Genomic DNA, 18638 nt, shown 5'->3' with positions numbered 1-18638 from the left:
ACACTGAGGTCAATGATGGGCTGGTTGCAATCGCGACGCCTGCGCTACAGCGTGGGTGCGGCAGGTTTGGCGTTCTTGTTGTTTGCCGTGCTCAGGTTGGTGTTTGTGCTGGGGTTTTCCGGGATCGCGCCCAGCGAGTTCATCGATAACCCGGCACTGCGCGAAACCCTCGGTATCGGCTTGCGTTTCGACTTGCGCCTCGCCGTGCTGCTGATCCTGCCATTGGCGCTGCTGGCCTGGCTGCCGCGCTGGAACCTCACGCGGTTGCGGTGGTTGCGCTGGGTCGCGCGAATTTACTGGCTGCTGGCGCTCGGCGTTATCGGCCTGCTGTACATCATCGATTTCGGTCATTACGCCTATCTTGGCGTGCGGATCAACGCCACGGTGCTGCGTTACCTGGAAGACGCGCAGATCTCGCAACAGATGGTCTGGGAAACCTATCCGGTGCTGTGGGTCGCGCTCGGCTGGTTGGCGGTGCTGGGCGTCTGCTTCTACGGACTTTTGCAGCTGGAACGGCTGACACTGGCCCGTGAAGCCAAGGTTATACGGCGTTCATCGCTGGCATTCGGCACCGGGCTGGGCGTGTTCGCGGTGCTGCTGGCGCTGCTGGGTCGCGTCGACAATCTCAATCTGGAAAACCCGGTGCCGCTGCGCTGGAGCGATGCTTTCTTCTCCGGTAACGCGCAGATCGCCGCGGTCGGTCTGAACCCGGTGCTGTTCCTGTACGACACGTTGAAAACCGGGCAGGCGCAATTCGATGAGCAGCAGGTGCGCGAGCACTATCCAGTGATTGCCCGCTATCTGGACGTGGATCGACCGGATCCGCAAAGCCTGAGTTTCGAGCGGCAGCAAGCCGTGCAGCCGTATCGGCTGCCGGGCGCGCCGAATGTGATGTTCGTCATGCTCGAATCACTGGGCACCAGCGCCGTCGGCGCCTACGGCAATCCGCTGAACCCGACGCCGAACCTCGATCAACTGGCGACCCAAAGCTGGTTTTTCAAGCACTTCTATGTGCCAGTCACCGGCACCGCGAAAACCGTGTGGGCAAGCATCACCGGCGTCCCCGACGTGACCCGCCGCGAGACTGCGACGCGCCATCCGCTGATCACCCGTCAGCACACGCTGATCAATGCGTTCACCGATTACCAGAAGCTCTACATGATCGGCGGCAATGCCGGTTGGGCCAACATCAACGCGCTGATCCAGCAGAGCATCGACGGCGTGCGCCTGTATCAGGAGAGTGACTGGCGTTCGCCGCTGGTGGACGTGTGGGGGATTTCCGATCTGGATCTGTTCAAGGAGAGCGACCGCATCCTGCGCGACCTGCCGAAGGACCGACCGTTCTTCGCCTACGTGCAAACCTCGGGCAACCATCGACCGTTCACCATCCCCAAGGACAACGACGGCTTCGAGGTCAGCAACCTGTCGCTGGAACAGGTGCAGGCCGCCGGTTCGCGCAGCGTCGAGCAATACAACGCGGTGCGCCTGCTGGACTTCAATATCGGCAAATTAATGGAATTGGCCAAGGCCGGCGGCTATTACGACAACACGATTTTTGTGTTCTTCGGCGACCACAACACGCGCATCAGCCAGATCCCGCACATGCCGCCGGCGTTCGAGCAACTGGGGCTGGAAAGTAATCATGTGCCGCTGCTGATTCACGCCCCGGGGCTGCTGGCGCCGAAGGTCATCGAGCAAGCGGTGGGGCTGACGGATCTGCTGCCGACGGTGGCGGGGATGGCCGGCGTGCCGTTCAGCAATGGCGCGATGGGCCGCGATGTCCAGCAACCGGCTCCGGAAGGTGAGCGCGTGGTGCCGCTGGTGCTGCGCGAGGGCACGTTCCCGGTGATTGGCGGGGTGACCAAGGATTTCCTCTTGCAGATGCAGCACGACGGCAGCTCACCGACCCTGCATGACCTGGCGTCGAAGACCCCGCTGGATAACGTCGCCGGGCAAAATCCCGAGGAATTCCAGCGCCTGGTGGAACTGACGCGGGGGCTACACGAGAGCGCGCGGCTGATGCTGTATCGCAACGTGCGCTGACCGGGTGGGTGCCTGATCAGCGCAGCGTTTTTAGCGGTTGAGGAAAGCCAGCAAATCTTCGTTCAGCGCTTCGGTGTGCGTTACGGCAAAACCGTGGGGGGCGCCGGCATAGACTTTCAGCTCAGCGCCTTTGATCAGCGCGGCGGCTTGCTTGCCGGTGGTTTCGAACGGCACGATCTGATCGCCGTCACCGTGGATCACCAGGGTCGGCACGTCGATCTTCGCCATGTCCGGTCGGAAGTCGGTTTCGGAGAACGCGGTGACACAATCCACGGTGCCTTTCAGCGAGGCGAGCAGGGCGATGTTCAGGGTTTGCGTGAGCACGCCGTCGGAGACTGTCTGGCCCTGATTGGTGCCGTAGAACGGCGCGGCGAAATCCGCGATGAACTGCGCGCGATCCTTGAGCAGGCCAGCCTTGATTCCGTCGAACACCGCCGTGTCGACGCCTTGCGGATAGTCGGCCTTCTTGCCGAACAGCGGCGTCACCGCACCCAGCAACACCAGCCCGGCAACGCGCTCGCTGCCGTGGCGGGCGATGTAGCGGCTGACGTCGCCACCACCCATGGAGAAGCCGACCAGTGTGACGTCGCGCAGGTCGAGGTGGTTGATCAGTTGCGCGATGTCATCGGCGAAGGTGTCGTAGTCGTAGCCGGTCCACGGTTGATCGGAGCGGCCGAAACCACGGCGGTCGAAGGCAATCGTGCGGTAGCCGCGACTGCTCAGGTATTCCATCTGGTATTCCCACATGTCGGCATCCAGCGGCCAGCCATGGCTGAACAACACGGGTTTGCCGCTGCCCCAGTCCTTGAAATAGATCTGTGTGCCGTCATCGGTAGTGAATGTGCTCATGGAAACTCCTTGGTGTGGGCGATCGTTCGGGAAGGCCGGATGCCGCAATGGCCGCTCATCACTATCGGCGCAAATCGCGGCGGTCACTTGTACGCAAGTGCTCAATTGCCATGGCGGGCGGCGAGGTTCTTTTCCAGCGTCACAGTTGTAAGATGCAACCACACGCTGGTTTGATGGAGAAACACCCTGTGAAGCGCAAAAGCCTGCACGGCAATGCCTGCCCGGTCGCCCGTACGCTGGATCTGATCGGCGACTGGTGGTCGCTGCTGATCATCCGCGATGCGCTGGAGGGCATCCGCCGTTTCAGCGATTTTCAGAAAAATCTGGACATCGCCAAGAACATGCTCAGCGCCCGGCTCAAGGCCCTGGTCGAGCAGGGGATTCTGCAAACCGTGCCGGCCGCCGATGGCGGTGCCTACAAGGAATACGTGCTGACTGAACGCGGCAAGGCCTTGCAGACGGTGATCGTTGCGCTGTCGCAGTGGGGCGGTGAGCACCTGTATGCGCCGGGTGAGCCGGGTTCGGTGATGGTTGATGCGCAGCAGCGTCAGCCGATCAGCAAACTGGAATTGCGTTCAGCGGATGGCCGCCTGCTGGCACCCCAGGACGTGGCGACGAAGTTGGGCGTTGCGCACTGAACCAAGGATTAACCCCGGAAAACCGCAACCGCATCGATTGTTCAATCCCTGTTACAAGCCCGACTGTCAAAATCCGATTCAAGGTTGAGTAAATGAGCCTGTTAAAAGTTGAATTTAAAGAAGTGAATCGGATAACGGCAGCGTTAGCGAATCACCTTGATTTGGAGAAAGATCTTCCTGCGATGGTCTTTCTTGATTCAGGGCTTGAGTATTATTTTTTTGAAAGACCAATGCTAAGTACTACTGATGTTCTCAGTGAACTGGTTTGCTTGAACTATGAAGTTTTCTCGACAGACGTATTCGCCTTGTTCAGCGCACCTCCTGGCTTGTGCTACCTTTTCGATGGGAACAATGTCGGTGAAAGTATCGAAGTCTTGAATTCTGGCTTTCGGGATTTTTTCAAAGGTACTGCGGATTATCCGATGATCGTCGGTAATCTGGGTTTTGATTGGCTATTGTTTGAAAGCGCTTACGAAGAGTTTGGTGTGCTGGCTCTGAGTAAGGCCAATGCCAAGTTAAAATTTTCCGAGGGCGTAGGGCGTAACTTTATCAGTTCCAAAGAGTTTCAAGCCCTTAAAGGTCGCGATGGCACTTTTGACGCAATCATTGACGCGTTTCATGATTATTTCAATGATGAAGGTGGGCGGGTCCCGCTCGAATGAACCATACCTGTGACCGCAGGTAGCGTTTCCAGTTTTTTGGGCGCGCAGGACGTTTGAGGCAATATCGTTAAAGGAACTGTCGATGTCTGTAACAGGTAAATCAAGAATCAACTGGTTATTCAAATACCGTTATTGGGTGGGGGGAGGGCTATTGCTCGCAGCACTACTCAATGGCTACTTCCAATTCAATGGCAGCTGGGGACGTTTTTTTACGGTACTTGCTGTTCAGTTATGGTTTGCTCAAGGTGTTTATAACTATTCAAGAGGGGCGACGGTTGCCATTGCACCCGGTGGATTAGGCCCGGATGCTGACCCCGCCGGGCGGGCGGCATTAGCAGTTTTTGCATTCTTTTTGTATGCGCTATTTTTCTTTGCGGATTATCGGTATTGAATTGTTGATTGCAAAATTTCCTTTGATATTCGAACTGTTTCGGAGATACCTATCAAAAAACCGGGCTGATGCCCGGTTTTTTTACAAGTCGCTCAGCGAAACGCCGGCACCACATACTTGATAAACAACTCCAGCGACTTCTTCTTCTCTGCATGCGGCAAGCTGTTGTCACACCAGAAACTGAACTCATCCACCCCCAGTTCCTGGTAGTACTTGATGCGCGGAATGATCTCCTCCGGCGTACCAATCATCGCCGTCTTGTGCAAACTCTCCAGTTCAAACTCCGGACGCCCGGCAAATTTCTCTTCCGGACTCGGAGCGAGGAAGCCGTTGACCGGTACTTCCTTGTTGCCGAACCAGGCATCGAAGGTGCGGTAGAAACGCGAGATGGCTTTTGCACCGACTTTCCAGCCGTCCGGATCGTCCGCCGAGTGCACATGGGTGTGGCGCAGCACCATCAGTTGCGGACGCGGCACGTCTGGATTGTTGTCCAGTGCGGTCTGGAATTTGTTCTTCAGGTCGAGGACTTCTTCGTCGCCTTTCATCAACGGCGTGACCATCACGTTGCAGCCGTTGGCCACGGCGAAGTTGTGCGAGTCGGGGTCGCGGGCGGCGATCCACATTGGCGGATTCGGCTTCTGGATCGGTTTCGGCACGCTGGTGGAGGTGGGGAATTTCCAGATGTCGCCGTCGTGGGCGTAGTCGCCTTGCCAGAGGGCGCGGACCACCGGGACCATCTCGCGCAGTGCCTGGCCGCCGGATGAAGCAGGCATGCCGCCGGCCATGCGGTCGAACTCAACCTGATAGGCGCCACGGGCCAGGCCGACTTCCATGCGTCCGTTGCTGATGACGTCGAGCAGCGCGCATTCACCAGCGACCCGCAGCGGGTGCCAGAACGGCGCGATGATGGTGCCGGCGCCGAGGTGAATGGTGGTGGTTTTGGCGGCGAGGTAGGCCAGCAGCGGCATCGGGCTTGGCGAGATGGTGTATTCCATCGCGTGGTGTTCGCCGATCCACACGGTGCTGAAACCACCGGCCTCGGCCATCAGGGTCAGTTCGGTCAGGTCTTCGAACAGTTGGCGGTGGCTGACGCTTTCGTCCCAGCGTTCCATGTGGATGAACAGGGAAAATTTCATGACGCTTCCTCGGATCTTTTGTTGTTGAGGCTACTGGTGTGAGGGGCTTGCTCGCGAAAGCGGTGTAACGGCCAGCATCTATGGCGACTGACAAGACGCCTTCGCGAGCAAGCTCGCTCCCACAGTTGATTTGTGTAGGGCTGACGATCAGGCCAGAACGGGCAGGGCGCCCATCTTGCCGTGGCAGTAAACCAGCGGCCCGGCGATTTGCTCCGGGACGATCAGATTTTTCACTGCGCCGACCATGATCGCGTGGTCACCACCTTCGTATTCGCGCCACAACTCACACTCGATGATAGCCGTCGCATTGGCCAGGATCGGATTGCCCAGCTCGCTCAATGTCCACTCGATGCCTTGCGCCTTGTCCTTGCCTTTGCGGGCGAAGGCATAGGCTTCGCTCTGCTGGCCACCGGAGAGGACGTGGATCGCAAAGCGCTTGTTCTTGATCAGTACAGGGTAGGAGTCGGAGCTGTAGTTGGGGCAGAACAGCACCAGCGCCGGGTCCATCGACAGTGAGCTGAAGGCGCTGGCAGTGAGGCCAACGATCTGGCCGTCATCGTCCAGCGTGGTGATGACAGTGACGCCGGACGGAAACGAGCCCATGACTTGTTTGTAAATGGCAGTATCGATCATTGGGTGATCCTCGGGTGTTGTGACGCGATTTTTATGTATTTGTTGGTCTGATGGTATACCAGTATTTTTTCTTTGCAAGGGCTTTTAGGCTGAACCGATAAACGTGGTGCTTTCGTCGGAAACTCAGCATTTATTGGGCTTTCGGCTGGCCTGCAGGCCGCAGGATCATTGAAGATGGCGTATCAGCTGGCGCCGTAAACTACGGATCAGTCTTGTGAAATGTTTGGAATACCATAATATGGTCTGCATCTGAGGGGCGGCCAAAGAGTCCCCCCGGTTTGGCTTCATACAAAGATAAGAACAGACAAACTCGAGTTCATGCATATGTCCCAGATGTCCCGGCAAGATCCGTTGATCGAGAATCACACGGTCGACTACGTCCCACTCGCGGAACGCCACGGGAAGGCCCGCGACCTTTTCACCCTTTGGTTCAGCACCAACATTGCGCCACTGCCGATCGTCACCGGGGCCATGGTGGTTCAGGTGTTTCATCTCGACTTGTTCTGGGGGCTGCTGGCGATTGCGCTGGGGCACCTGATCGGCGGGGTGGTGATCGCGCTGGCGTCGGCGCAAGGCCCGCGCATGGGCATTCCGCAAATGGTCCAGAGTCGTGGTCAGTTCGGGCGTTACGGCGCACTGCTGATCGTGTTTTTTGCGGCGCTGATCTACATCGGTTTCTTCATTTCCAACATCGTGCTTGCCGGTAAATCGATTGTCGGCATTGCACCGTCGGTACCGGCGCCGCTGAGCATTCTGATCGGCGCACTGGCGGCCACGGCGATTGGTGTGATCGGCTACAACTTCATCCATACACTGAACCGCATCGGCACCTGGGTGATGGGCAGCGCGCTGCTCGCCGGTTTCATTTACATCTTCGCTCACGACTTGCCGGCGGACTTCCTGACGCGCGGCAGTTTCAATCTGTCCGGCTGGCTGGCGACGGTGTCGCTGGGGATCATCTGGCAGATCAGCTTCTCGCCGTACGTGTCCGACTATTCGCGTTATCTGCCGGCGGATATCGGCATCGCCAAACCGTTCTGGGCTACTTATCTGGGCGCGACGCTGGGCACGATTCTGTCGTTCAGCTTTGGCGCGGTGGCGGTTCTGGCGACGCCGGAAGGCACCGAGGCGATGGCGGCGGTCAAGCAGTCCACCGGGTGGCTGGGACCGATTCTGATGGTGCTGTTCTTGCTCAACATCATCAGCCACAACGCGCTGAATCTGTATGGCGCGGTGCTGTCGATCATCACCTCGATCCAGACGTTCGCCAGCCAGTGGACGCCGAGCATCAGGGTGCGCGTGGTGTTGTCGAGCGTGGTGCTGGCGGCTTGCTGCGTGGTGGCGCTCGGTGCTTCGGCGGATTTCATTTCGCAGTTCATCGGGCTGATTCTGGCGTTGCTGCTGGTGCTGGTGCCGTGGGCGTCGATCAATCTGATCGACTTCTACCTGATCAAGCGCGGCAGCTATGACATCACCTCGATCTTTCGCGCGGACGGTGGCATTTACGGGCGCTTCAATCTGCACGCGATTATTGCCTATTTCATCGGCATCATCGTGCAGTTGCCGTTCGCCAACACCTCGCTGTACGTCGGGCCGTACGCCAATCTGGTGGACGGTGCGGATCTGTCGTGGCTGTTTGGCCTGGTGGTGACAGTGCCGTTGTATTACTGCCTCGCCACACGCGGGCAGATGCAGAAGCAACGTGGCGAGGGGATTTATCCCCGATCGGCTGCGAAGCAGTCGTGACATCAGCGAGTGCGGCCCCCTTTGAGATATAAAGGGGCCGCTTCGCAACCCATCGGGGATAAATCCCCTCACCACAAGTGACGTTTCCTTAGACCTTGTGCATTCGTGCGGTCATTCATATTGGCCATTTCGATCCCCTTTTGGCCCATCCCCCACTGTGCCACGACCGCGTGGTCGGCAAGAATCAAAGCCATAACTAAACGCTGGACTTTGCTTGCCCTTGGCTACCTTTACAGCCGCTGCCGTGTACAGAACATAAAAACCATCGATCTCACGTCGCATTCCGGGGAAACAACCATGGTCACGATGAAACGCATTCTGGGTGCCACCGTGTGTGGGCTGACGCTGCTGGCCAGCGCGGTACACGCCGAGCAGCGCGAGCTGCGGGTCTACAACTGGGCGGATTACATCCTGCCGTCGGTGCCCAAGGATTTCGCCGCGAAAACCGGCATCAAAGTGACCTGGGACACCTTCGACACCAATGAATCGCTGGAAGCCAAGCTGCTCACCGGCAACTCCGGCTATGACCTGGTGGTGCCGTCGAACCAGTTCATCGACACTCAGATCAAGGCCGGCGTGTTCCAGAAACTCGACAAGTCGAAACTGCCGAACTGGAGTCACCAGGATCCGGCGCTGCTCAAACTGCTCGACGCCAATGACCCTGGCAATCAGTACGGCGTGCCCTACATGTACGGCACGGTACTGATCGGTTTCAACCCGGCCAAGGTCAAGGCAGCGCTTGGTGACAACGCGCCGGTCGACAGCTGGGATCTGGTGTTCAAGCCGGAGAATATGGAGAAGCTCAAATCCTGCGGCGTGGCGATGCTCGATTCGCCGTCGGAAATTCTGCCGCTGGCCCTGCATTACCTCGGCCTCGACCCGAACAGCCAGAACCCGGCCGACTATGAAAAGGCCAAGGACCTGATGCTGAAGATTCGTCCGTACGTGACCTACTTCAACTCGGCCAAATACATGACTGACATCGCCAACGGCGACATCTGCGTGGCCATCGGTTACTCCGGCAGCTTCTATCAGTTCGGCAACCGTGCGAAAGAGGCGGGCAACGGTGTGGTGGTTGACTGGCGCTTGCCGAAAGAGGGCGCGCCGATCTGGTTCGATACCTTTGCCATTCCGAAGAGCGCGAAGAATGTCGAAGAGGCGCACGAGTTCCTCAACACCTTGCTCGATCCGAAAGTCATTGCGCCGATCAGTGATTTCCTCGGCTACCCGAACGTGAACAAGGATTCGATGCCGCTGGTGAACAAAGACATCACCGCCAACCCGAACCTGACGCCAACGCCTGAAGCCCTGAAAACCCTCTACGTGGTCCAGCCACTGCCGCAAAAACTCGAACGCGTACGCACGCGGGTGTGGACCAGCATCAAGTCCGACAAGTAACTACCCCCCCTGTAGGAGCTGCCGCAGGCTGCGATCTTTTGATCTTGTTTTTCAGGAAGCAAAATCAAAAGATCGCAGCCTGCGGCAGCGCCTACAGGGATTGGGTTGGGTCTTCCGTGCGGGTGATGAGCAGGCTCATTACCACCGACCCCAGTATCACCCCACCGACCACCGCCAGCGACCATTCCACCGGCATGTGGAACCAGGGCATCAGCGTCATTTTGCCGCCGATGAACACCAGCACGATCGCCAGTCCGTACTTGAGCAAATGAAAGCGGTCAGCCATGTCCGCCAGCAAGAAGTACAGCGCCCGTAGGCCCATGATCGCGAAGATATTCGAGGTGAACACGATGAACGGATCGGTGGTGACTGCGAAGATCGCCGGGATGCTGTCGACCGCAAACATCAGGTCGCTGGCCTCGATCAGCACCAGCACCAGGAACATCGGCGTGGCCCAGCGCACGCCGTTCTGCAGCACGAAAAAGCGCTCGCCATGAAAGCCCTGAGTGATCCGCATGTGTCCGCGCACCCAGCACAGCAGCGGGTTTTTGTCGAGATCAGGTTGCTGCTCGGCAAACATCAGCATCTTGATCCCGGTGATAATCAGGAACACCCCGAAGGCATACAACAGCCACTCGAACTGCGATACCAGCCACACCCCGGCGAAGATCATCGCCGCGCGCATCACGATCGCCCCGAGCACGCCATACAGCAGCACCCGCCGTTGCAATTCCGGTGGCACGGCGAAGTAGCTGAAGATCATCACGAAGACGAACATGTTGTCGATCGACAGCGACTGTTCGATCAGATAACCGGTGAGGAATTCCAGGGTTTTGCGCTGGGCAATCTCGGCGCCGAATTCGCCGTGCAGATACCACCAGAGCAATCCGGCGAAAGCCATGGCCAGTGCGCACCAGGCGATCACCCAACAGGACGCTTCGCGCACTGAAACGCGGTGCGCCTTGCGTCCGCCGAGGACGAACAGATCCAGTGCAAGCATAGCGAGGACGAAGACGATAAACGCGCCCCACATCCATGGTTCGCCGATGTTGATATTGTCAGTTGGCATGGCAATCTCCCTGTCTTTTATGTCGTTGGAGGCAGACCGGGACATGCTAGCGAGGAGTGAATGCCAAGGAAAAATCGTATATTTCTGAGGCAGGATTCGATAAAAACGAAGTGTCTGGCTTTTTTGCGGCAGGCATCATTTGCAATGACGAACGGCATTGATGCGTGAATACAGAGTAATTTTTAGCGTGAATTCATTTGGAAGGCACAGCTGCCAAACACTGCGGGCAGGCACTTACCCGTTTGGCATTGATGTGTGTTTACGAATGACTTTCCTATTGTGGAGGATTTTAAAGAGGACCCGTCGCCCGCAGTTCTAATCTGCCCTCTACTTTGTAGGACGTTCCACCGGATTCTATTTGAAAATCAAATTCTGCGTAGATTGATTCTTTTATGTTGTCTCGCTTAAGTTTGATTTCGCCCTTGTCACTCGAAATGATCCCTCCAGCGGAAATGACGTTGGCACGCACACGGCTTTCGTCACCTTTCTTAATCGGGTATGTGCCGCTTTCGAGCTTCTGATCAATGATGATAGTAATCTGGTAGAAATCGTCCGCTGTGTGATGTCGGCCGATGATACTGACTGAGCCGGGAAGCAAGGAAGCATAAATAAACAGATTCGGTTCGAAACTCGGAATGGGCGGAAAATCAGGGGTGAATTTGGCTTTGTAGTATTTATCCTCGGGTTGCTGTTTTACTTTGATGGGTAATGGCTTCGAGTTTTCATCGACGCCAAGTTGTTTAAGCAGAATGGCATTGCTCATGGTTGCGTTCCTTCAGTGCTCAACGGTTTTTGGGGTTTCTAAATGAAAAGCCCATTGAGCGAGAACGTTACTCGCCGTCCTGTTCGACCGCTACTGTCAGAACTATCAGTTGTCAGGTATGGGGGAGTGTGTTGGCAGGTGTGTAGTGATGCAGAAACGAGTGGGGTTAATGCGCCGAAAGCGGATTGAGACCCTATCGAGCCTCAATCCAACCCTCTCTGTTACTTGCCGGCAGTCAGCGCCGGAGTGCGCGGCGGCACCTGACGCTTCGAACCGGTCGCCTCGAACGCCGAGGCCAGACGCAACAGATTCGAGTCATCGTAAGCACGACCGGCGAAAGTCAGACCAACCGGCATGCCGATGTCGGCCATGATCCCCATTGGTACGGTGACAGTCGGCACGCCGAGGTGCCGGATCGCCAGATTGCCGTTGGCGACCCAGACACCATTGCTCCAGGCGATGTCCGCTGATTCCGGATTGATATCGGCATCTGCCGGGCCGACGTCGGCGTTGGTCGGGAACAATACCGCGTCGAGTTTCAGCGCATCCATCCAGTCTTCGAGGTCGAGCTTGCGGGTCTTTTCCAGGCCGCGCAGGCCGTCCGGCAGGGTCGGTATCTGGTCCCACGGGGTGATGCCGCGTTGGGCCATGCGCACGTATTCGTCCATGCCGGCGGCCAGATCGCCTTCACGGTTGGGCAGGGTGCCCGGGTCGTGCGGGAATATTTTCGGCCCGTCGACGTCGGCCAGACGGTTGAGCTTGGGATCACCGTTGGCGCGCAGGAAATCATCGAAGGCCCAGGCTGACAGGTCCCACAGTTCGTGGTGCAGAAATTCCTTGGAGACGATGCCGCGATTGAACACGGTCGGTGCGCCGGGGCGGTCGCCTTCGCAGTTGGAGACCAGCGGGAAATCCACTTCGATGACTTCGGCGCCGGCCGCTTCCAGAGCGGCGCGAGCCTGTTTCCACAGGTCGATCACCGAAGGGCGGGTGTTGATGCGCTGCCCGGTCGGGCCGCCGATGCCTGGGGCTTCGCTGGTGCCGGCTTCAGGGTCGGCATTGATGTACATCTTCGGCACACCGAGGCGTTTGCCGGCCAGTGCATCGGATTTCACCGCCAGTTCAGCGTAGGACGCCGGGCGTACCGAAGCAACGCTCGGGATCGGCACCCACGGCTGCAGGCGCCACAGATCGCCACGGGTGTCGGGGTCTTCGGCGACCACCACATCGAGCACTTCAAGCAGATCGGCCATGGTCCGGGCGTACGGCACCACCACGTCCATGGTCGGCGTCAGCGGCCAGTTGCCGCGTACCGAAATCACCCCGCGCGATGGCGTGTAGGCGCACAGACCGTTGTTCGACGCCGGGCCGCGACCGCTCGACCAGGTTTCTTCCGCCAGGCCGAAGGCCGAGAAACTCGCAGCGGTAGCGGTGCCGGCACCGTTGGACGAGCCGGAAGCAAACGGCGCGGTCAGGTAGGCCGCGTTGTAAGGGCTTTCGGCCCGGCCATAGACGCCACGCTGCATGCCGCCATTGGCCATCGGCGGCATGTTGGTCTTGCCCAGGCAGATCGCCCCGGCGGCGCGCAGGCGTTCGATGGTGAAGGCGTCGCGATGCGCCACCAGATCGGCGAAGGCCGGGCTGCCCGAGGCGGCGGTCAGCCCCTTGACCAGATAGCTGTCCTTGGCGGTGTAAGGGATACCGTCGAGCGGGCCGAGGGTTTCGCCCTTGGCGCGGCGCGCATCGGACGCCTGGGCTTCAGCCAAAGCCTCGGGGTTGCGCACCACCACGGCATTCAGTGCGGTGGCGGTGTTCGGGCCGTCGTAGGCGTCGATCCGGGCCAGATAGGCCTGCACCAGTTCAACCGCGGTGGTCTGGCCGGCGTCGAGCGCCGCGCGTAATTGAGCAATGGAGACTTCAGTGACTTCGATCATGCTGTTACCGCCGACAGGTTCGCTAAAGGGGTGGGTCATTATGGTTATCGTCGAAACGTGTGAAGAATTACCGATGAGCGAAACTCTACCCTGAACTTAGCCGAATGGCATGTGCTAATTCGATAAATATCGACAAAACTCAACGAAAAAATTCCCCCGGTGTCTCGCCAAACTGTTGGCGAAAGGCTGCGATGAACGCCGAGGTCGAGTCATAACCGCAGGCCAGAGCCACGTCGGTGACGCGTTCGCCGCGTTCCAGCGGGGTCAGCGCGCCCAGCAGACGCAAGCGCTGACGCCAGGCGCGGAAGGTCAGGCCGGTGTCGCGCAAAAACAGACGGCTGAGGGTTTTCTCGGTGACGCCGAATTTTTCGCTCCAGTGCTGCAGTGTGGTCTGCTGTTCCGGATGTTGCTCCAGGCTTTGATAGATCTGCTGCAGACGGCTGTCCTGCGGCAGCGGCAGCATCAAGTCGATCTGCGGAGCCTCGGCCAGTTGATCGAGGATCACCTGGGCCAGGCGGCCATGCGCGCCGCTCTCGTCGTATTCCACCGGGACCAGACTGAACGCACGAATCAGCTCGCGCAACAGGTCGCTGACGCCCAGCACATGACAGCGCTCAAGCGCCCAGCCGGCCACGCTGCAATCGATGTACAGGCTGCGCATTTCCGTGTGCGGCGAGCTGAACACTCGGTGCGGCACGCCCGCCGGAATCCACACCGCGCGCTCCGGTGGCGCGACGAAACGTCCGGCGCTGGTCTGCACCTCAAGCACGCCCTGAATCGCGTACGACAATTGCACCCACGGGTGACTGTGACGTCGGGTCAGTGCGCGATTGGGCAGCGATTCGGTGCGCCCGTACAGCGGACGGGGCAGGCTGGGCAACCCGGGAATGCTGCGCCGGAAGCTTTTCTCATGTCCTTTAGGCGGCATCTGTCGGCTCTTCGGCGTTAGTCGGTAATTTCTCCTCACGTTAGAGTCGCAGTCACGTACTGGCAACCCCGGAAGAACAAACCCATGACCCGCCCAAGATTCCTGCCCGACAATTTCACCCTGACCCTGATCGGCGTCGTGCTGCTGGCCAGTTTTCTGCCGGCCAGCGGGCAGGTCGCGGTGGGGTTCGGCTGGCTGACCAACATCGCCATCGCGCTGCTGTTTTTCCTGCATGGCGCGAAACTGTCGCGTGAATCGATCATCGCCGGTGCCGGCCACTGGCGCCTGCACCTGTTGGTGTTCGGCCTGACCTTCGTGCTGTTCCCGCTGCTCGGCCTGGCGCTGAAACCGCTGCTGTCGCCGCTGATTGGCGACAAGCTGTACATGGGCATGCTCTACCTCTGCGCGTTGCCCGCCACCGTGCAGTCGGCGATTGCCTTCACCTCGCTGGCTCGAGGCAATATCCCGGCGGCGATCTGCAGTGCAGCGGCGTCGAGCCTGTTCGGGATCTTCCTCACGCCGTTGCTGGTGACGCTGCTGCTGAACGTGCACGGTGACGGCGGTTCGACCCTCGATGCGATCTTGAAGATCAGCGTGCAACTGCTGCTGCCGTTCATTGCCGGGCAGATCGCTCGGCGCTGGATCGGCGCGTGGGTCGGCCGCAACAAGAACTGGCTGAAGTTTGTCGATCAGGGTTCGATTCTGCTGGTGGTGTACGGCGCATTCAGCGAGGCGGTCAACGAAGGTATCTGGCATCAGATTCCGGTAGTCGATCTGCTGGGGCTGGTGGTGGTCTGCTGCATTCTGCTGGCGCTGGTGCTGCTGGCGTCGACCTTGCTGGGCAAGGCGTTCGGTTTCAGCCAGGAAGACCGCATCACCATTCTGTTCTGCGGCTCGAAGAAGAGTCTGGCCACCGGCGTGCCAATGGCGCAGGTGTTGTTTGCCGGCAGCACGATTGGCGTGTTGATTCTGCCGCTGATGCTGTTCCATCAGATTCAATTGATGGTCTGTGCGGTGTTGGCGCAGCGCTATGCCAAACGGCCGGAATCGCTGCCGGAGCTAATGGCGCAGGTTGATCCATAAACACTGCTTCCCGTGTAGGAGCTGCCGCAGGCTGCGATCTTTTGATCTTGAAAGTCAAAAGATCGCAGCCTGCGGCAGCTCCTACACGGGTTTTTTCTCAATCCTGCGTAACGTGTTTCGGCCCGGCCAGTGCCCAGGCAATCAGGCCAAACAACGGTACGAACACGATGGCGATGATCCACACGCCTTTGTTGCTGCCTTTGCCTGCGCTCTTGCGCACGCGGTTGATCGCCCACAATTCGATGATCACAAGAACGACGGCGAGTACGATCCAGACGGGTTCAATTTGCATGGGCTACCTCCTGATGGTCTTTCAGTTAGGTGAGCCCAAGCGCGCAGGGTTCATTTAAATTGCGCCACTGCCTCCCGAATATTTCACCGCAGCGGCCGCCCGCGACGGCACGTTGAGCGTGCGCAACAGCGACGACACGTGGATGCGCACGGTGAACGGCGAAATATCCAGTTCCCGGGCAATTTCCTTGTTGGTCTTGCCTTGGGCGATCAGCCGCAACACGTCCTGCTGACGCGGGGTGAGGGCGGTGCCGGTCTCCAGCGGCAGCAGCCCGGAAGGGGCGAACCTGACCAGCACTTCGCCTTCGCGGATCGCCAGAATCGCCTCGCCGATCTCATCCGGGGCAATGTTCTTGCCGATGAAACCGTCGATGCCAGCCGCCATCACTTCGCCGATCAACCCCTCGTCGTCGACCATCGACACCACGATCAATGTGGTGCGCGGCAGTTTTCGCCGCAGCTCGGCGAGTTGGCTGATGCAGGTCAGACCGGGGAAGCGCAGGTCGAGAATCAGTGTGTCCGGCTCGCTGCCGGCGGGCAGCAAGGCCAGCACGGCGTCGAGGTCGCCGGCCTCCTCGATAGTCGCCTCGGGCAGCAGGCGCTGCACGGTGCGCCGCATGGCCTCGCGAAACAACGGGTGATCGTCGGCTATGATGATGCGGCAAGTCATGACGTGACCCTCCCTGGATCAGCGTGGTTTACGGCATGCACCTTAGCACCGCAAACGCAGATTGCCTGCCGACCGCTGCTGAATCTGATGACTGTCGCACAAGGACGTTGCCCATGAAGTTCGAGAAAAACACTGAGCTGGATCAGGCCAATCTGCGGATTATCATCGCCAGCATCGCCATGGTTTACATCTGCGTGCTCGGTGTCTTGCCGGGTCAGCGCTTCGATGTCTATCTGCCGGTGGTGATCTACATCGCGCTGTTTCTGTTGGCGTCGATTGTCTTGCGCCAGGCTATTGCGCGCTGGCCGGGGCATTACCCGGCGCGGCGGATTTTTGCCATGGTCCACGATTACACTGGCACCTGTTTCGGCCTGGTGCTCGGCGGTGAAGCGGCGTTGCCGCTGTACGCGGTGATCATCTGGGTCAACCTCGGTAATGGCATGCGCTACGGCTCGCGTTATCTGGCGATTGCCACGGGGTTGGCGCTGCTGGCGTTGCTGGCGGTTTATCGGTTGACGCCGGTATGGCAGGCGCAACCGTACATGGTGCTGATGTTGATGCTCACCAGCACGGTGATCCCGTTCTACGCACACTTGCTGCTGGAGCGCACGCGCAAGGCTTCCGAAGAGGCGGTCGCGGCCAATCTGGAAAAGTCGCGGTTTCTCGCTCAGGCCAGCCATGATCTGCGCCAGCCGATTCACTCCATCGGCCTGTTTACCGCGTGCCTGCGCGAGTCGCGGCTGGGCGAGCAGGAGCGGCAACTGGTCGACAACATCGACCGTTCGCTGCTCAACGTCTCGCAGTTGTTCCGTTCGATTCTTGATCTCTACACCCTCGACAACGGGCGCATTTTGCCCAGGCTGCAAGTGTTCAATCTCGGCGAGTGGCTGGCCGACCTGATCCGCCAGAACGCCGAGGCGGCGCGCTGGGCGGGCGTGGAGTTGCGTCTGCGTCCGTGCCAGCACTGGGTGCAGAGCGATCCGGCGTTGCTCGCGACCATGGTGCAGAACGTACTTTCCAACTGCTTCAAGTACGGCGCGCAACGCCCGGTGCTGATCGGCGTGCGCAAACGCGGCAGCGGGCTGGCCATCGTGATTTATGACCGTGGCAACGGCATTGCCGAGGAGCATCTGCCGAAGGTCTTCGAGGAGTTTTACCGAGTGCGTCAGGTGCGGGACAAGGACGTGGAAGGCGTCGGCCTCGGGCTGTCGATCGTCAAGCGTCTGGGGCAGTTGATCGGCGTCGATGTGGCCTTGCGCTCGCAGCTTGGGCGTGGCACGGCGGTCTCCCTGTATGGCTTGCCGGTGGCCGTGGCGCCGCAGTTGCCGGTCATGCGTGACGACGTGCGGCAGGCCGGCCTGTTGACCGGGCTGAAGGTGTGTCTGGTGGAGGATGATCGCAACGTCTTGCTGGCAACCTCGGCGCTGCTCGAGCGCTGGGGCTGCGTGGTGCAGGGCGAGTTGAGCGGAGAGAATCTGCGCACCGATTGCGACATCATCGTCGCCGACTACGATCTGGGTACACATTCCACGGGTATCGAGTGCATTGACGAGGTGCGGCGCCATCGGGGTTTTGCGGTGCCGGCGATGATCATCACCGGGCATGACATGGAAAAAATACAGGCGGCCTTGCACGACCGCCAAATTGCCATCCTGTCCAAACCGGTGCGCCCGGCCGAGCTGCGCGCGACCTTGCGCAGCCTGCGCGACCGGCAAACCGAGCCGGCCGAGCAGGTTTGACTCAACGCTTGCAGAGGTAGTCCTGAGTGATGGTGGTTTGCAGGCAGTTGAACTGGCCCATGGTGCGGCAGATGTTTTTCTCCGAACCGGTGACCTCGGCGTTCTTGTAGCCCCAGGTCTTGCAGCGCTCCATGGCGACAGTGAGGCCTTGCGCGGCGTTGGTCTGGCCGCTTTCGAACTGGCCCAGTTCATATGAGACCTGAACCACGCCGTCGTTCTTGCTGCCGCCGGTGGCTTCCCACTGTTTGGGCGTGGCGCAGCCGGTCAGGGCAAGGGCAGTGAGGGTGAGAGAAGCAATCAGGATTTTCATGATGAAACGTAGTCCTTTACCGAGAAAATGAATTACTGAACCGGGATCGGTGAGGCGCCTTTCGGCAGGCAGGACAGCGGCGGGGTCATGATGCCCATGCTCGCCACGGCGATAATCGCGCCGCTGGGCAACTCGCAGTTGTACTCGCCGGCCGGTGTGTACGCGGTGTAGTAGGTGAGGGTGCTGTCGCTGCGGATGTTGTCGATTTTCGACACCGGTTTACCGATGACCGTCTGGGCCCGTTCTTTCATGCTGGCTTCGGTAGGTTTGGCGGTCTGGCAGCCGCTGGCGCCAAGCAGCAGAGCGCTGACGATGGCGACTTTGCACAGGTTGGAATGGAGTTTCATGGCGTTTC

General features: G+C 59.2%; 19 protein-coding genes. 8 read left to right on the top strand and 11 right to left on the bottom strand.

Annotated elements, in window-relative coordinates; translation table 11 throughout:
• The first annotated feature begins 15 nt into the window (after positions 1-15).
• The gene (locus PMI25_RS14310; RefSeq protein WP_007960461.1) at positions 16-2043 is read left to right on the top strand and encodes an LTA synthase family protein; all 2028 of its coding nucleotides are present in this window, start codon (positions 16-18) and stop codon (positions 2041-2043) included.
• Positions 2044-2073: 30 nt separating this feature from the next.
• On the opposite strand, the gene PMI25_RS14305 is transcribed toward PMI25_RS14310, so the two are convergent.
• Positions 2074-2892 (bottom strand): alpha/beta fold hydrolase, encoded by an 819-nt coding sequence (locus PMI25_RS14305; RefSeq protein WP_007960460.1) that lies wholly within the window; start codon positions 2890-2892, stop codon positions 2074-2076.
• A 188-nt stretch (positions 2893-3080) separates the two neighbouring features.
• Here PMI25_RS14305 and PMI25_RS14300 point away from each other — a divergent pair, with 188 nt between their 5' ends.
• The 3 genes from PMI25_RS14300 (at position 3081) to PMI25_RS28920 (ending at position 4583) form a co-directional block, all read left to right on the top strand.
• Positions 3081-3530: a winged helix-turn-helix transcriptional regulator gene (locus tag PMI25_RS14300; protein WP_007960459.1), complete on the top strand. Its 450-nt coding sequence runs from the start codon at positions 3081-3083 to the stop codon at positions 3528-3530.
• A gap of 92 nt (positions 3531-3622) precedes the next feature.
• On the top strand, positions 3623-4192 hold the full coding sequence (locus PMI25_RS14295) for a hypothetical protein (RefSeq protein ID WP_045122063.1): 570 nt from the start codon (positions 3623-3625) through the stop codon (positions 4190-4192).
• 82 nt (positions 4193-4274) lie between these two features.
• Positions 4275-4583 carry a hypothetical protein gene (locus PMI25_RS28920; protein ID WP_150113632.1) on the top strand — a complete coding sequence of 103 codons (309 nt, stop codon included), beginning with the start codon at positions 4275-4277 and terminating at the stop codon, positions 4581-4583.
• A 92-nt stretch (positions 4584-4675) separates the two neighbouring features.
• Here the strand turns inward: PMI25_RS28920 and PMI25_RS14290 are convergent, their stop codons facing one another.
• Positions 4676-5719, bottom strand: coding sequence for an LLM class flavin-dependent oxidoreductase (locus PMI25_RS14290; protein ID WP_007960456.1), 1044 nt, complete (start codon positions 5717-5719; stop codon positions 4676-4678).
• Positions 5720-5866: 147 nt separating this feature from the next.
• A complete protein-coding gene (locus tag PMI25_RS14285; RefSeq protein WP_007960454.1) occupies positions 5867-6352 on the bottom strand; it encodes a flavin reductase family protein in 486 nt (161 codons plus the stop codon).
• A 324-nt stretch (positions 6353-6676) separates the two neighbouring features.
• Here PMI25_RS14285 and PMI25_RS14280 point away from each other — a divergent pair, with 324 nt between their 5' ends.
• Positions 6677-8098, top strand: coding sequence for a purine-cytosine permease family protein (locus PMI25_RS14280; RefSeq protein WP_007960452.1), 1422 nt, complete (start codon positions 6677-6679; stop codon positions 8096-8098).
• A 297-nt stretch (positions 8099-8395) separates the two neighbouring features.
• Positions 8396-9496: a polyamine ABC transporter substrate-binding protein gene (locus PMI25_RS14275; protein ID WP_007960451.1), complete on the top strand. Its 1101-nt coding sequence runs from the start codon at positions 8396-8398 to the stop codon at positions 9494-9496.
• 91 nt (positions 9497-9587) lie between these two features.
• Here the strand turns inward: PMI25_RS14275 and PMI25_RS14270 are convergent, their stop codons facing one another.
• The 4 genes from PMI25_RS14270 to PMI25_RS14255 form a co-directional block, all read right to left on the bottom strand.
• Positions 9588-10565 (bottom strand): TerC family protein, encoded by a 978-nt coding sequence (locus PMI25_RS14270; protein ID WP_007965746.1) that lies wholly within the window; start codon positions 10563-10565, stop codon positions 9588-9590.
• 289 nt (positions 10566-10854) lie between these two features.
• Positions 10855-11328, bottom strand: a complete 474-nt coding sequence (locus PMI25_RS14265; protein ID WP_007965743.1) for a hypothetical protein — start codon at positions 11326-11328, stop codon at positions 10855-10857.
• Between the two features lie 221 nt (positions 11329-11549).
• A complete protein-coding gene (locus PMI25_RS14260; protein WP_045122062.1) occupies positions 11550-13262 on the bottom strand; it encodes an amidase in 1713 nt (570 codons plus the stop codon).
• A 139-nt stretch (positions 13263-13401) separates the two neighbouring features.
• Positions 13402-14190: an AraC family transcriptional regulator gene (locus tag PMI25_RS14255; RefSeq protein ID WP_007965738.1), complete on the bottom strand. Its 789-nt coding sequence runs from the start codon at positions 14188-14190 to the stop codon at positions 13402-13404.
• A gap of 84 nt (positions 14191-14274) precedes the next feature.
• Between PMI25_RS14255 and PMI25_RS14250 the strand changes: the two genes are divergently transcribed.
• The gene (locus PMI25_RS14250; RefSeq protein WP_007965736.1) at positions 14275-15273 is read left to right on the top strand and encodes a bile acid:sodium symporter family protein; all 999 of its coding nucleotides are present in this window, start codon (positions 14275-14277) and stop codon (positions 15271-15273) included.
• A 97-nt stretch (positions 15274-15370) separates the two neighbouring features.
• On the opposite strand, the gene PMI25_RS14245 is transcribed toward PMI25_RS14250, so the two are convergent.
• Both PMI25_RS14245 and PMI25_RS14240 read right to left on the bottom strand, forming a co-directional pair.
• Positions 15371-15565, bottom strand: a complete 195-nt coding sequence (locus tag PMI25_RS14245; RefSeq protein ID WP_007965735.1) for a PLDc N-terminal domain-containing protein — start codon at positions 15563-15565, stop codon at positions 15371-15373.
• A 54-nt stretch (positions 15566-15619) separates the two neighbouring features.
• On the bottom strand, positions 15620-16234 hold the full coding sequence (locus tag PMI25_RS14240; RefSeq protein ID WP_007965734.1) for a LuxR C-terminal-related transcriptional regulator: 615 nt from the start codon (positions 16232-16234) through the stop codon (positions 15620-15622).
• A gap of 113 nt (positions 16235-16347) precedes the next feature.
• Between PMI25_RS14240 and PMI25_RS14235 the strand changes: the two genes are divergently transcribed.
• Positions 16348-17973 carry an ATP-binding response regulator gene (locus PMI25_RS14235; RefSeq protein WP_007965733.1) on the top strand — a complete coding sequence of 542 codons (1626 nt, stop codon included), beginning with the start codon at positions 16348-16350 and terminating at the stop codon, positions 17971-17973.
• Position 17974: 1 nt separating this feature from the next.
• Here the strand turns inward: PMI25_RS14235 and yecR are convergent, their stop codons facing one another.
• Positions 17975-18283 (bottom strand): YecR family lipoprotein, encoded by a 309-nt coding sequence (yecR, locus tag PMI25_RS14230; RefSeq protein WP_007965732.1) that lies wholly within the window; start codon positions 18281-18283, stop codon positions 17975-17977.
• Between the two features lie 32 nt (positions 18284-18315).
• A complete protein-coding gene (locus PMI25_RS14225; RefSeq protein WP_007965731.1) occupies positions 18316-18630 on the bottom strand; it encodes a hypothetical protein in 315 nt (104 codons plus the stop codon).
• Between the last annotated feature and the right edge of the window lie 8 nt (positions 18631-18638).

The sequence above is a fragment of the Pseudomonas sp. GM30 genome (assembly GCF_000282275.2).
GTDB lineage: Bacteria > Pseudomonadota > Gammaproteobacteria > Pseudomonadales > Pseudomonadaceae > Aquipseudomonas.
Note: the sequence above shows the minus strand (reverse complement) of the source record. Positions and strands in the feature narration are given on the sequence as shown.

Excerpts from the sequence above, each read along its gene's own strand:
- PMI25_RS14310 (WP_007960461.1), top strand. The coding sequence starts at position 16 with ATGGGCTGGTTGCAATCGCGACGCCTGCGCTACAGCGTGGGTGCGGCA.
- PMI25_RS14305 (WP_007960460.1), bottom strand. The coding sequence starts at position 2,892 with ATGAGCACATTCACTACCGATGACGGCACACAGATCTATTTCAAGGAC.
- PMI25_RS14295 (WP_045122063.1), top strand. The coding sequence starts at position 3,623 with ATGAGCCTGTTAAAAGTTGAATTTAAAGAAGTGAATCGGATAACGGCA.
- PMI25_RS28920 (WP_150113632.1), top strand. The coding sequence starts at position 4,275 with ATGTCTGTAACAGGTAAATCAAGAATCAACTGGTTATTCAAATACCGT.
- PMI25_RS14290 (WP_007960456.1), bottom strand. The coding sequence starts at position 5,719 with ATGAAATTTTCCCTGTTCATCCACATGGAACGCTGGGACGAAAGCGTC.
- PMI25_RS14285 (WP_007960454.1), bottom strand. The coding sequence starts at position 6,352 with ATGATCGATACTGCCATTTACAAACAAGTCATGGGCTCGTTTCCGTCC.
- PMI25_RS14280 (WP_007960452.1), top strand. The coding sequence starts at position 6,677 with ATGTCCCAGATGTCCCGGCAAGATCCGTTGATCGAGAATCACACGGTC.
- PMI25_RS14275 (WP_007960451.1), top strand. The coding sequence starts at position 8,396 with ATGGTCACGATGAAACGCATTCTGGGTGCCACCGTGTGTGGGCTGACG.
- PMI25_RS14270 (WP_007965746.1), bottom strand. The coding sequence starts at position 10,565 with ATGCCAACTGACAATATCAACATCGGCGAACCATGGATGTGGGGCGCG.
- PMI25_RS14265 (WP_007965743.1), bottom strand. The coding sequence starts at position 11,328 with ATGAGCAATGCCATTCTGCTTAAACAACTTGGCGTCGATGAAAACTCG.
- PMI25_RS14260 (WP_045122062.1), bottom strand. The coding sequence starts at position 13,262 with ATGATCGAAGTCACTGAAGTCTCCATTGCTCAATTACGCGCGGCGCTC.
- PMI25_RS14255 (WP_007965738.1), bottom strand. The coding sequence starts at position 14,190 with ATGCCGCCTAAAGGACATGAGAAAAGCTTCCGGCGCAGCATTCCCGGG.
- PMI25_RS14250 (WP_007965736.1), top strand. The coding sequence starts at position 14,275 with ATGACCCGCCCAAGATTCCTGCCCGACAATTTCACCCTGACCCTGATC.
- PMI25_RS14245 (WP_007965735.1), bottom strand. The coding sequence starts at position 15,565 with ATGCAAATTGAACCCGTCTGGATCGTACTCGCCGTCGTTCTTGTGATC.
- PMI25_RS14240 (WP_007965734.1), bottom strand. The coding sequence starts at position 16,234 with ATGACTTGCCGCATCATCATAGCCGACGATCACCCGTTGTTTCGCGAG.
- PMI25_RS14235 (WP_007965733.1), top strand. The coding sequence starts at position 16,348 with ATGAAGTTCGAGAAAAACACTGAGCTGGATCAGGCCAATCTGCGGATT.
- yecR (WP_007965732.1), bottom strand. The coding sequence starts at position 18,283 with ATGAAAATCCTGATTGCTTCTCTCACCCTCACTGCCCTTGCCCTGACC.
- PMI25_RS14225 (WP_007965731.1), bottom strand. The coding sequence starts at position 18,630 with ATGAAACTCCATTCCAACCTGTGCAAAGTCGCCATCGTCAGCGCTCTG.